The organism is Providencia alcalifaciens, from assembly GCF_020271745.1.
GTDB classification, from domain to species: domain Bacteria; phylum Pseudomonadota; class Gammaproteobacteria; order Enterobacterales; family Enterobacteriaceae; genus Providencia; species Providencia alcalifaciens_B.
The window spans coordinates 3,513,993-3,527,114 of record NZ_CP084296.1 but is presented as its reverse complement, the minus strand read 5'-3'; the positions used below and the strand labels follow the sequence as shown (position 1 = coordinate 3,527,114).

Annotated in this window: 10 protein-coding genes, 1 pseudogene and 1 other annotated feature; of the genes and pseudogenes, 3 read left to right on the top strand and 8 right to left on the bottom strand. The window is 43.0% G+C overall.

What is annotated here, in order from left to right; genetic code table 11:
• Nucleotides 1-37 precede the first annotated feature (37 nt).
• The gene (locus LDO51_RS16205; protein WP_225575403.1) at nt 38-775 is read left to right on the top strand and encodes a TonB family protein; all 738 of its coding nucleotides are present in this window, start codon (nt 38-40) and stop codon (nt 773-775) included.
• Nucleotides 776-838: 63 nt separating this feature from the next.
• Here the strand turns inward: LDO51_RS16205 and yciA are convergent, their stop codons facing one another.
• Both yciA and LDO51_RS16195 read right to left on the bottom strand, forming a co-directional pair.
• The gene (gene yciA, locus LDO51_RS16200) at nt 839-1,264 is read right to left on the bottom strand and encodes an acyl-CoA thioester hydrolase YciA (RefSeq protein ID WP_006658727.1); all 426 of its coding nucleotides are present in this window, start codon (nt 1,262-1,264) and stop codon (nt 839-841) included.
• 189 nt (nt 1,265-1,453) lie between these two features.
• Nucleotides 1,454-2,014, bottom strand: coding sequence for a septation protein A (locus LDO51_RS16195; RefSeq protein ID WP_225575402.1), 561 nt, complete (start codon nt 2,012-2,014; stop codon nt 1,454-1,456).
• Between the two features lie 267 nt (nt 2,015-2,281).
• On the opposite strand from LDO51_RS16195, the gene LDO51_RS16190 reads away from it, so the two are divergent.
• Complete coding sequence (locus LDO51_RS16190) at nt 2,282-4,036, top strand: SulP family inorganic anion transporter (protein WP_225575401.1); 1,755 nt, start codon at nt 2,282-2,284, stop codon at nt 4,034-4,036.
• An 85-nt stretch (nt 4,037-4,121) separates the two neighbouring features.
• On the opposite strand, the gene LDO51_RS16185 is transcribed toward LDO51_RS16190, so the two are convergent.
• Complete coding sequence (locus LDO51_RS16185; protein ID WP_225575400.1) at nt 4,122-4,877, bottom strand: YciC family protein; 756 nt, start codon at nt 4,875-4,877, stop codon at nt 4,122-4,124.
• Nucleotides 4,878-5,283: 406 nt separating this feature from the next.
• On the opposite strand from LDO51_RS16185, the gene ompW reads away from it, so the two are divergent.
• Nucleotides 5,284-5,931, top strand: a complete 648-nt coding sequence (ompW, locus tag LDO51_RS16180; protein ID WP_225575399.1) for an outer membrane protein OmpW — start codon at nt 5,284-5,286, stop codon at nt 5,929-5,931.
• A gap of 396 nt (nt 5,932-6,327) precedes the next feature.
• Here the strand turns inward: ompW and trpA are convergent, their stop codons facing one another.
• From trpA to LDO51_RS16155, 5 genes and pseudogenes are all read right to left on the bottom strand, one after another.
• The gene (gene trpA, locus LDO51_RS16175; RefSeq protein WP_225575398.1) at nt 6,328-7,134 is read right to left on the bottom strand and encodes a tryptophan synthase subunit alpha; all 807 of its coding nucleotides are present in this window, start codon (nt 7,132-7,134) and stop codon (nt 6,328-6,330) included.
• Nucleotides 7,134-8,324, bottom strand: coding sequence for a tryptophan synthase subunit beta (gene trpB / locus LDO51_RS16170; RefSeq protein WP_225575397.1), 1,191 nt, complete (start codon nt 8,322-8,324; stop codon nt 7,134-7,136). Before trpB ends, trpA begins: the two co-directional genes overlap by 1 nt.
• A 54-nt stretch (nt 8,325-8,378) precedes the next feature.
• Nucleotides 8,379-9,755 carry a bifunctional indole-3-glycerol-phosphate synthase TrpC/phosphoribosylanthranilate isomerase TrpF gene (gene trpCF, locus LDO51_RS16165; RefSeq protein ID WP_225575396.1) on the bottom strand — a complete coding sequence of 459 codons (1,377 nt, stop codon included), beginning with the start codon at nt 9,753-9,755 and terminating at the stop codon, nt 8,379-8,381.
• 1 nt (nt 9,756) lies between these two features.
• Nucleotides 9,757-11,387: pseudogene (gene trpD / locus LDO51_RS16160) on the bottom strand (bifunctional anthranilate synthase glutamate amidotransferase component TrpG/anthranilate phosphoribosyltransferase TrpD).
• Complete coding sequence (locus tag LDO51_RS16155) at nt 11,387-12,961, bottom strand: anthranilate synthase component 1 (protein WP_225575395.1); 1,575 nt, start codon at nt 12,959-12,961, stop codon at nt 11,387-11,389. Before LDO51_RS16155 ends, trpD begins: the two are co-directional and overlap by 1 nt.
• A 26-nt stretch (nt 12,962-12,987) precedes the next feature.
• Nucleotides 12,988-13,089: a sequence feature (Trp leader region), on the bottom strand.
• Nucleotides 13,090-13,122 lie beyond the last annotated feature (33 nt).

Genomic DNA, 13,122 nt, shown 5'->3' with positions numbered 1-13,122 from the left:
ATTCAATAAGTAAATTGGTGTAGGGTAAAAATTGCATATGCGTGGTATCAGACTGTTAGTGATCATTGCTGTTTCATTATCAATTCATGCGGGCTTGGCAATGGCATGGATTTTTAATCAACCGAAATTTCCTCAACCTGAGGAGCCAATCTCGATAGCAATGCTTTCCTTTGCTGAACCTGCCGCAACTCAGCCAGTAGAAACACAGGCAGAGCCAGAGCCGGTGGTTGAACCTGAACCTATCATTGAGCCGGAGCCAGTGGTTGAACCGGCGATAGTCTTACCGCAGAAAAAACCAGAAGTAAAAAAGAAACCTGAACCGAAGAAAGAACCTAAAAAAGAGCCGAAAAAAGTTCAGGAGCCCGTTAAACCGGTTGAAAAACAACTGGCGATGAACAAAACGCCATCCACAAATACAGATACTACGCCAAAAGAAGTCACCAACACGCGCGGAACAGATACTAACGTCAAAAATAATGCAACAGCATCTAACCAATCTACCGGTCAGCGTGGTCCAAAAGCATTAAGTAAACAAGCGCCTGAGTACCCAGACCGCGCTCGTCGTTTAGGAAAAAATGGCTATGTGAAAGTACGCTATGATATCGATGAAGATGGGCGAGTGCAGAATATTGAGTTTGTTGAAGCTTCACCTAAAGGCATGTTTGAGCGTGATGTGAAGCGTGCAATGAACCGTTGGAAATATGAAAAGCTGCCAGCGAAAGGCTATACCACTGAAATCTATTTCAAAGTGGATGGCTCAGTAAGCCAAGCTTAAATGCTAGGAAATATCGGGATCAAAAAAGGGCGCTTATGAAGCGCCCTTACTGTATATGAATGATTAAGCCTGAGGTTGCGAACTTTCTAATTCGAAATGTTGTTTATCCTCAGGTAATGCACGAGGCGTATTATCATCATTGACCGCCACATAAGTAAATACCGCGTCTGTAGCTTGATAACGCTGACCTACAGGGTGAGTTGCCACTTTTTTCACCCACACTTCAATATTGATAGTGACGGAACTTTTCCCCGTTTTCAAGCAGCGAGCATAACAGCAAACAACATCACCAACAGCAACTGGTTTTTGAAATTTAATGCCATTGACTGCCACTGTTACTACGCGACCCAGCGCAATTTCTTTTGCTAAAATCGCGCCGCCAATATCCATTTGAGACATTAGCCAGCCACCAAAAATATCGCCATTCGCATTGGTATCTGAAGGCATTGCCAAAGTACGTAAAACGAGTTCACCGTTAGGTAATTGCATATCAAACTCTTTATTAAAAGGAATTAAACACTATGATTTTGTTGCCCATTTATAGCAAACAAACATAAGTATAGTAAACCGCTAGAGTACATCCAGTCACAGATAATTGTAACAAATCACTGTAATAGGCATAAAAAAGCTGCGAGAGTACGCAGCTTATTTATCATCATAATCATTCAAAGAAATAAATTACTCTTCTGGCTTTTCTGCCTGAGGTTCTTTAACCATGTGTTTGAAAATATACACCACGCTAAGGATCGTGAAAATTAAGGTGCCAGCCGTTAATCCAAACACTTTAAAGTTGACCCAAACACTCTCAGCCATCCAATAAGCCACGTAAATATTAATAACAGCGCAAGCAATAAAGAAAATACCCCAAGCGGTATTTAATTTTAACCAATAGCTATCCGCTAATTTAATTTCTTGGTTGCTACCCAGCATTCTTTGAATGAGTGGTTTCTCTGTAAACCATTGGCTCGCAAACAGAGCAATACCAAAAAGAGCATAAATAATGGTGACTTTCCATTTGATAAAGTCAGCACTGTGAAATAAAACCGTTAACCCTGCAAATACCATCACAATCGCGCAGGTGATTTTTGCCACTTTTTCCACTTTTTTATAAATGAAGTAAGTGACCAGTAAGGAAATCGGGGTGGTTATCAGTAATGACTGACTAGCAACATAAATGTCGTATTGCTTATAAAAGAGAAAAAAGATAACCAAAGGAATAAAATCAATAAGTTGTTTCATAACAGTGGATTCAGATCCTTAATGTGAACATAGTCAGCTTAAATAGAGTCAATTCAAACATAGTCAACTTAAACGTAGTGGCGTAGTTTAACTGATTTTGCACAGATTGTTAAAAGTTTGCTCTCTTTTACCAAGAATTAACCCGGCAAACCAAGCAAATTTGCACTATTTTACCCTTATTTGACTTAGTCCTAGATAAACTTTAATAGTTCGGATATAAATAGTCTACACAAGAAATTAACTGATTAATTTTTAGAGATTTTTCCCATGATAAAGGCACGATTATTTAATCTGATGCCCGGTTTACAAACCTTTAGCCAATATCAGTTGGCGAACTTGGGACCGGATGTGAAAGCAGGGCTGTCGGTAGCCGCTGTAGCGCTGCCTGTGGCGATTGCGTATGCTGAACTCATGGGGATCAATGCCATTGTCGGGCTATATGCTTGTATTTTACCGATGCTGATGTATGCATTGTTTGGCACCTCTAAACAATTAATCATTGGACCGGATGCGGCAACCTGTGCGGTGATCGCTGCTGCCGTTGCGCCCTTGGCGATGGGAGATGAAAACACTCGTTGGCAATTAATTATTGTGATGAGTTTAATGACGGGAATATGGTGTCTGATTGCGGCACGCTTTCGTCTGGGAATGTTTGCGGATTTTCTATCCGGGCCGATTTTACAAGGATTATTAAATGGGGTCGCGCTGACGATTATTGTCAGTCAGTTAGGTAAAATTTTTGGTATTGATTCACTGCCTTCAGGGTTTATCGAACGTTTAGTCGCTTTACCTTTATCTATACCTGAAACCCATATTCCGACATTAACGGTGGCGGTATTAACACTCACTGTAACGATGGTTATCAAACGAGTACGCAGTAAGTGGCCATCACTGTTAATTGCGATGCTCTTGGCAACGAGTGCCAGCATTGTTTTCAATCTTGAGCAATATGGCATTAGCACTGTTGGTAATCTTGGAAATGGCTTACCCTCGATAGCGGCACCGGATTTTAACCCTGGCTTATTGCGGGATTTGGTGACGCCATCCTTAAACTTGGCCGTCATCAGCTTTGTGAGCTTTATGATGACGGCGCGAAGCTTTGCCAGTAAAAATGGGTATGCCGTGGATGCTGACCAAGAGCTACGTGCCTTAGGCATGGCGAATATCGCATCTGCGTTATCTCAAGGTTTTGCGGTGAGCGCGGCCAGTAGCCGAACCGCTGTAAACGATATGATGGGCGGTAAAACGCAGATGGTATCGGTCATTGCTGCGCTTACCATTTTGGTGGTATTGCTGTTTTCAATGGATCTGCTGGGTTACATTCCGATGCCCGCATTAGGTATGGTGCTGGTGGTCTCGACGTTTTCACTGATTAGTTTTCGCAGCATTTATGCAATGCGTAAACGTAATCGGCAAGCCTTTTTCTTATGTGTTTTTACCTTGTGCGCGGTGTTAGTGGTCGGCTTGATCAGCGGCGTGGGTTTTGCAGTATTGTTAGGTTTGCTGCAGTTTTTAAGGGTGATATTCCGCCCAACGGATCAGTTATTGGGCGTTGACGAACAGGGCATGTTGCATTCAATGAACCCTGATAATGATATTCAGGCTGTTGAAGGCGTGCTGATTTATCGTTTTAACTCACCACTGACCTATTTCAATGTGAACTATTTTAAAGATCGCTTAAATAAGCACATAGATAGTCAGCGTAAACGCCCTGCATGGGTCATTGTCGATGCAGCGGTCAGCTTTACCCATAACGACGTGAGCGTATTCTCTGCACTTAACGAGCTCGTGACGTCATTAAAAGCGAAAGGGGTAACGCTGGTGTTAGCAGGGCGACGCACATCCTTAAACCGTTGGTTATCACAAAATAAAATTAGTCGTTCTGATGATGATTTATTGGTGGTGCCAGATATCTATTTCGCCATCCGCTTGATCCAGAGTAAGCAGCATATTCAGCAAAAATGTGTTGAAGAACGCAAAGAGAGCGAAGAAGGAAGTGTCGATAATAAACAGCCAGAGTAATGGTATTGTTCGAACGAAAAACAAAGGGCGTCACTTCATACTTCAAAATACGGACGCCCTTTTTGGTGATTAAATCTGTCTATATTTATGCGTTTTTGCTGCTCAGCATATACAAACGGAAAAAGTAAATTAAGGCGAAAGCAGCAATCATGTTGTTGATCAGGAATGAAATACCATTGACCACAATATGATTCAGTTGCAGGCTGCTTAACAACATGCTGACTAACATTTGCGTTGCCATCCAAATTAAAATCATTGGGGCAGCGATACGCCAATTGGCAAACGCCAGCTTCCAGCTTCTGCCCATAGCATTAAATGGATTCACTTTTTCAGTCATTAAAATGGCAGGGGCAAGAGAAAAGCCAATCGCCAAAATCAGACCAGGAAGTACCATTAAGGTGATACCCAACTGAATTAATAACGAACAGATAACCAGCAGCAGGAACATCGCAGGGGCTTTAGGCAATGATGAAACCAATGCTTGAGTCCCATTCACCGCTTCACCGCGAGATAAATTGGCGATATAAGATAGCACGCCGCACATCAGTACCAAACTTCCCAATGCTACGGATAAAATCAAGCCCATAGACACACGTAGAATGCTGTTTTTCTCGTCTTCAGGTAAGTTCAATACCCAATTCTGTAACCCAGCATTACCCGCTTCAAGTAATTGGTTCTGCGCTTCAAGTAACACGCCAATCATCCGTTCATTAGGAATTAACATTGCGTAGACAATCACGCTGATTGCGGTGGCGATTAACACAATGGTGAAGAGGCCATTCAACTGGTTTTTAAAAAAGTTGATGCTATCACGAAAGAGTGAGTTGGCCGAAATGGACATGTAACTGCTCCTATCTACAAACGGAATAAAAATTTGACGGTGATTGTAACTGAGTATCGGACGTATAGGTAGAGAAAGATAAGAAAAGTCTGGGAGTTAGCCTAAATAGGTGTGCTACACAGTAAATGAGTGTATCACTATTAATAAAGAATAATCCTAAAGGTGTATTTTAAATATATATTTAAATCGCGATTTAATTAGCCAGTAATATAAAATCATTTCTTATTTTAATAGTTATTTCATCAAAATTGATTCAAATCAAAATAGAAAAAACCAGTAATGAAATAATAAAGTCAGATTTATTGCGAAATATATAAATTAGCAAAAGATGTGATCTTGATTTGAATATTAAATTTAAGAATAGGCTATATTTTGCTAAATAATAAACATAGGAATGGGATTGACAATGAAAAAACTCACTGCGCTTGTATTGGCTGCTGCAACTTTAGCTCCAGCAGCTTCTTTTGCTCATGAAGCTGGCGACTTTTTATTTCGTGCAGGTACTGCTACTGTAAGACCAAATGTTGGCGGGGATGATGTTAAACTGGGCAATGCTAATTTAGGTCATTTTGATGCAAATAATAATACCCAATTAGGTTTAACTTTCGGTTATATGATCACCGATAATATTGGTGTGGAATTATTAGCGGCAACCCCTTTTGAGCATAAAGTTGGCACAGGTCCAACCGGAAATATTGCAACAGTTAAACACTTACCACCAACGCTAATGGCACAATATTACTTCGGTGGCAAAGAAGATAAACTGCGTCCTTATTTAGGTGCAGGTCTGAACTATACGTTCTTCTTTGATGAAAAATTCAATAATAATGGTAAGTCTGCGGGCTTGTCTGACCTAGACCTGTCAAGCTCTTGGGGCTTTGCTGCGCAAGCAGGTATGGACTACATGCTTGATGAAAACTGGATGTTAAACGCCTCTGTGTGGTGGATGAATATCGAAACTGACGTTAAATTCAAAGCGGGTGGCGAGCAGCATAAAGTTGATACTCGTTTAGACCCATTCGTATTTATGTTTGGTGTGGGTTACCGTTTCTAATTTCTTAAGGACTTCAGCAAGTTCATTCTTGCTCGCTAATGGATTAGAAAGCAGTAAAGAAATCCGGGAATAAACTCCCGGATTTTTCGTTTTTAGAGAATAAAGAATATAACGACCAGAAGATATAATGTTAAATTATTTATATTTAATTTAACATTGCGTTTACAATATCAAAAGAATCAATAATCAGAGTGCATATTTAATTCTATAATTAAATATTAAGATGGATATTTAATCCAAATTAGTCTGAATGATTTTACCTAATATATTTTAAATATTATTCGTGAAGTGGAAATTTGACAGAAACCATTGAATGCGTTAACGGCTATTTGAAATAAAAAAGCCATCAAAATATGGATGGCTTTCTGACACAATGTAAAAAATAAATTAAGGTGACTATTTCTGTGTGGCGGCTTTCATATTTGCCACAAACTCCGTTAATTTACTGAGCATCTCTTGTGGACGCTGTAGGTTATTTTCAATGATTTTTACCACAGCAGAACCTGATATTGCTCCCGCAGCACCATTACGAATTGCTTCAGTCACTTGAGCAGGTTCTGAAATACCAAATCCTTGAAGTGCAGGTGCTGCGCCATATTGGGTTAATTTGCTCACTAAATGGGTTAATGGCATTTGCGCTCGCTGCTCTGTACCTGTCACACCCGCTCGAGAGAGTAAATACGTATAACCTTGGCTATGTTCCCCAATCTCTTTTAGCAGTGCGTCATCCCCATTAGGTGGACAAATAAAGATAGGGGCGATGCCGTGGGCGATGGCAGATTCACGAAATGGCTTTGATTCACGCATTGGCACATCAGCAACTAAAACGGAATCTACGCCAGCCTGTTGGCAACGTTGATAAAAATGGTCGATGCCATTGGTGAAAACCAAGTTAGCGTACACCAATAAGCCTATCGGCATATTGGGGTGTTTGGCTCGAATGCGCGCTAATAACTCGAAGCATAACGTCGGTGTGATATCGCTTTTAAAGGCACGTAAATTGGCATTTTGAATTGTCGGGCCATCCGCTAAAGGGTCAGAGAAGGGGATACCAATCTCTAAGGCATCTGCACCACCTGCAATTAACGCATCGACAATTTTTAAAGAAAGCTCAGCATCAGGATCGCCTAACGTGACAAAGGGAACAAAAGCGCCTTGGTTTTGTTGGTTTAAACGCTGAAAAAGTTGAGTATAACGCGTCATTAGATTTCCCCTTTGCTAGTCAAAATATCATGTACCGTAAAAATGTCTTTATCACCACGACCGGATAAATTGACAATTAACAACTGCTCTTTATTTGGATTTTGCTCTGCCATTTTGAGGGCGTACGCCAATGCATGAGATGATTCTAATGCAGGAATAATCCCTTCTTTTCGTGACAGTAATTTAAAGGCGTTTAACGCTTCATCATCGGTAATCGAAACATATTCAGCACGACCAATACTGTTTAAGTGCGCATGTTGAGGTCCTACAGAGGGGAAATCTAACCCAGCAGAAATGGAGTAAGATTCTTCAATCTGTCCTTCAGAGGTTTGCATCATTGGAGATTTCATGCCGAAATAAATCCCTACACGACCATGTTTTAACGGAGCGCCGTGTTGTCCTGATTCGATGCCAAGACCCGCAGGTTCAACCCCAATGAGTCCAACGCTTTCTTCAGGAATAAATGAAGCGAACATACCGATAGCATTGGAACCGCCACCGATACAGGCGATCACCGCATCCGGTAGACGGCCTTCTTTGTCTAAAATTTGCTGTTTTGCTTCATCACCAATCATGCGTTGAAATTCACGCACAATAGTCGGATATGGGTGAGGACCCGCCGCAGTACCTAATAAATAGTGCGCGGTTTCATAGCTGCCAGACCAGTCTCTTAGCGCTTCATTACAGGCATCTTTCAAGGTTGCAGAGCCGCTATGTACAGGGATCACTTCGGCGCCCATGAGTTTCATGCGAAACACGTTTGGAGATTGGCGCTCAACGTCTTTTGCACCCATGTAGATACGGCACTTCATATTTAATAAGGCGCAAGCAAGGGCAGTAGCAACACCGTGCTGACCCGCTCCGGTTTCAGCAATAATTTCATTTTTACCCATACGTTTGGCGAGCAATGCTTGCCCCAACACTTGGTTGGTTTTGTGCGCGCCACCGTGAAGTAAATCTTCTCGCTTTAAATAAAGTTTAGTTTTGGTACCTGCTGTCAGGTTACGGCACAGGGTTAATGCAGTTGGACGTCCCGCATAGTTTTTAAGTAGGTCATGGAATTCTGTTAGGAACGCGGGATCATTTTGTGCGTCAATAAAGGCATCTTCTAGCTGGTTCAATGCTGGGATCAAAATTTCTGGGACATATTGCCCACCAAACTCACCGAAATAGGGGTCTAATTTGCTCATTATTTATTATCCATTTTAAGTTTATATGTTCAGTATGATTAATATGGCTTTGTGCTAAATCGCCATATGGGCTGATTTCAATGCATCAAAGACTTGGTTTAGTTTTTGTTCGGACTTAATACCCGGTTCGATTTCAATGCCAGAGTTAAAATCAAGCCCATTGCAGATGAGTTGGGCTGCTTGTTGGCAGTTTTCAGGGGTAAGTCCGCCAGCCACCATCAGTTTGTGACCGCTATTTGTTGGTATTGACGACCAATCAAAGGTTTTTCCCGTACCGCCCGCGCCGTTATCCAATAGCAGTAAATCAATTAACGCAGGGTCATAATCTCCGATCTGGCTCTCAGTCATATTCAGGGCTTTCCATATATGGCAGTGAGCTGGCAACATTTCACGTAATTGTGCCATGTAGGTATTATCTTCATCGCCATGGAGTTGAACCGCATGCAGTGCCAATTGTTGGGCAAGGTGTGCCACAAAATCCGCGGATTGATTACGGAAAACGCCCACAAATTTAAGTGGCGCAGCATGAATAATTTGCCTTGCTTGTGACAGTGTCACTTTACGAGGGGATTTTTCAGCAAAAATCAGTCCACCAAAATTGGCACCTGCGGAAAATGCGGCTTTAGCATCTTGCTCACGGGTTAATCCACACACTTTATGTTCACCAATCAGAAGGTTACGCAGCGCTTGCGGTAAATCCGCTTGCTCCATCAGGGCGCTACCAATTAGGAAACCATTAGCCACATCCGCAAGGCTTTGGATATGTTGATGTTGAAGAATACCTGATTCGCTGATCACCACGGTTCCTGCCGGTAAACGCGGTGCAAGCTGACGCGTACGATTTAAATCGATAGACATATCACGCAGGTCGCGGTTGTTGATCCCAACCACTTTGGCTTTCAATGTTATCGCACGTTCCAGTTCTTCATCGTTGCTCACTTCAGTGAGAACGCCCATGTTCAGTTGGTGTGCTACATCGGCAAGGGCAAGGTACTGTTCATCATTTAATACGGACAGCATGAGTAAAATGGCATCCGCTTGGTAATAGCGAGCAAGGTAAATCTGATAAGGGTCAACGATGAAATCTTTGCACAGAACGGGTTGTTTCACGGTATTGCTGACGATGGTCAAATAATCCATTTTGCCTTGGAAATATTTTTCGTCAGTCAAAACTGAAATGGCAGAAGCATAAGGGGCATACATGCCGGCAATGACCGCAGGATCGAAATCTTCACGAATAAGCCCCTTTGATGGAGAGGCTTTTTTACACTCTAAAATAAACACCGGGCGCTTAGCTTGTAAGGCTGAGTAGAAATTTCGTTGCGCAGGTTGCACTTCAGATTGAAAACTTGCCAGTGGTTGACGCTGTTTGCGCTCAGCTAAATAGGCAAATTTATCATCCACAATCTTTTGTAATACCGTGCCTTTCATCTTAGTGCTCCCTTGCAGCTAGTGCCAGAACGCGGTCAAATGCTTTGCCGCTACGAATAATATTGAGTGCGTGCTCGCTGTTTTCTTTTAAATCTTCGTAACCATTAATGCGTAACAACATGGCGACGTTTGCGGCGACAGCAGCCTCATGAGCCGCTTGACCATGACCTTGTAATAATTGTGTCAATAGAAAACGGTTTTCATCTGGGGTACCGCCTTCCAAATTTTTCAGTTGATAAGGCGCTAAGCCAAAATCTTCAGCCGTCAGAGTATATTGCTGAACTTCACCATTTTTTAATTCGGCAACATGGGTTGGTGCATGAAGTGAAACTTCATCCATTCCTCCACTATGTACCACAGCCGCGCGGGTAAACCCAAGCATTTGCATGGTTTTTGCTACGGGTTCAACCAATGAATCCTGATAGACGCCGACTAAGGCTAACGGCGGGCGAGCAGGGTTAATTAATGGGCCCAGTACATTAAATAAAGTACGGGTTTTTAATTGGCTACGTACCGGCGCGGCATGGCGGAATCCACTGTGATATTGCGGCGCAAATAAGAAACATAAGCCTAACTCGTCTAATGCATCACGGGCGCTTTGAGCGCTTAAATCTAAGGCAATGCCAAAGGCAGCGAGCAGATCCGATGAACCTGAGCGACTGGAAACGCTGCGATTACCGTGCTTAGCGACTTTGATCCCGAATTCTGCTGCCACAAACGCGCTGGCAGTGGAAATATTAATACTGTTTGCGCCGTCTCCTCCTGTGCCAACAATATCACTGAACTGATAGTCAGGGCGTGGGAAGGGTTGGGCATTTTCTAAGCATGCCAGTGCAGCACCTGCAATTTCTTGCGGTTGTTCACCACGCATTTTCATGCTGATCAAGACGGCGGCAAGTTGGGGCTCAGTGAGTTCACCTTGGATAATCGCGTTAAATAAATATTGGCTCTCTTGTTGAGTTAACGCTTGTGCCTTAAATAATTTATCGTAAATATTTTGCATGATTGGCTCTCTGTGTCCCATTAGTGCGAATATGATGTTGTTTTGTTGGGGGAAGAAAGCGCCCATGCCACGGTATTTTCTAACAACAATTTCCCTTGGGTAGTTAAGATGGATTCAGGGTGAAACTGGAATCCACACACTCGCTGTTCATCATTACGTACCGCCATGACCATGCCATTGGATTGTGCACAAATCGTTAATGATTCAGGGATTTGGCTACCCACTAAAGAGTGATAACGTGCCACTGAAATAGGGTTTTCTAAGCCTGCAAACATGGCTTGCTCGTCGTGGGTCGCCATGGATGCTTTGCCGTGTAAAATTTCACCCGCAGGGGAAACTGTTCCACCATAGGCTTCAACGATGGCTTGGTGCCCTAAGCAGATACCAATCACAGGAATGGAGCCTATTACTGACTTAAGTACTTCTGGCATACAGCCCGCCTCACTGGGTTTTCCAGGGCCCGGTGAAAGGACTAAAATCGCATCATCAAGCTGATTCAATACAGATAAAACATGTGCCGCATTAACGGTGTTACGGTAGATCACCACGTGATGACCACTGGCGCGTAATTGGTCGACCAGGTTGTAAGTGAAGGAGTCGACGTTATCGAGTAGCAAGATGTTAGCCATTAAAATAACTCCTCAACTTGGTGGGCTTGGGCAATGGCGCGGATCACTGCGCGGGCTTTATTACGAGTTTCGTCGGCTTCACCTTGTGGAGAAGAGTCGAGAACAACGCCGCCGCCAGCTTGAACGGTAGCAATCCCGTTTTCGACATACGCGGAACGAATAACGATGCAGGTATCAAAATCGCCTTTACCATTAAAGTAACCCACGGCACCGCCGTAGGAGCCTCTGCGCTCTTTTTCACATTCTGCGATCAGTTGCATGGCTTTGACTTTCGGTGCGCCTGTTAATGTCCCCATATTCATACACGCTTGATAAGCATGAAAAACATCTAAGTCGCTACGTAAAGTGCCCACAACGTGGGAAACTAAGTGCATCACAAAAGAGTAGCGGTCAACTTTGGTCAGGTTGGCAACATAGCGGCTGCCTGCTTCGCAAATTCGCGCTAAATCATTACGGGCTAAGTCCACTAACATAATGTGTTCGGCCAGCTCTTTTTCATCGGTACGCATAGCCAATTCAATGCGGCTGTCTAAATCTAAGTCGATGTTTCCTTGCGCATTACGTCCACGAGGACGGGTACCTGCAATTGGGTAGATTTCCACCACGCGAGTTTGTTTGCTGTATTTCAATGCGCTCTCTGGTGAAGCGCCAAACAGGGTGAAATCATTGTCTTGCATATAGAACATGTACGGGCTTGGGTTTTGTGCCTTAAGTTTTTGATAGGCAATCAACGGTTGAGCACATGGCATACTGAATTTGCGTGATGGGACGACTTGGAAAATATCACCGCGGTAGATAGCTTTTTTTAAGGTATTGACGACGTGCCCATACTCTTCATCGTTTTTATTGATAGTGACGCTGAAGTTGTCTTGTTCACCCATAGGTAATGCTGGTAAGTAAGGGCGGCACGCAACGATAATTTCGCTGTGGCGCTGCTGTACTTGCGCGACGATGTGAGTGTCTGCGGTAAATAGTAGGCTTTTTAAGCGTGCGGCTTGGTTCTGATGGTCGATCACTAAATAGTGTTCTGCGACGAAAAAGCAGAAATCTGGGCATTGGTTTGTGGTTGCCACTTCTGGTAATGCTTCAAAATTTGCCACTAAGTCATAGGCGAATAACCCACCCATAAACAGGATTTCTGGTTTCGGGAAATGTGCTTGAGCAAGTGCTGGCAATGCGCGTAATACATCCAAACATGATGCGCTTTTTAAACGGCTATCTTCATCTAATTGGCTTTCTGGTTGAGCAAAAATAACGGTCAGATGGTTTGTGGCCAAATCGCGAGAAATCACTTTTTCGGCTAATTGTGCATTGATTAAAGGTAATAGAGCCTGGCCATTTTCAGTTAACGCTTCAATTTCAACCCGTTGACCAAATGCACGGAGACGTAATGCGCTGTCGATGATTAATAGGCTTTGTAAATTGGCTTTGTTATTGACTTCAGCCGACTCTAACAGCATGGTAGCGGCTTTATTCTGGCACAAGTGATTAAATAACAACGTAGGGTCCGGTTGATAGTTAATTGGGCTATCCAGATGATTAAAATGTGCTAATGTGGTGTTTTGTTTGTTCATTTTGCTGCCTTAAGCTAATTTTAGACGTAAAAAAACCCGCTGGTTGAGGGCGGGTTCGGCACTGAGGCATTAACAATTTATGCGCGTGCGGCTTCCGCCCAATTTGGGAAGTCGCGCCACCAACGGTTTGATAAATTGAAAATAGTCATACGTGCCTCACT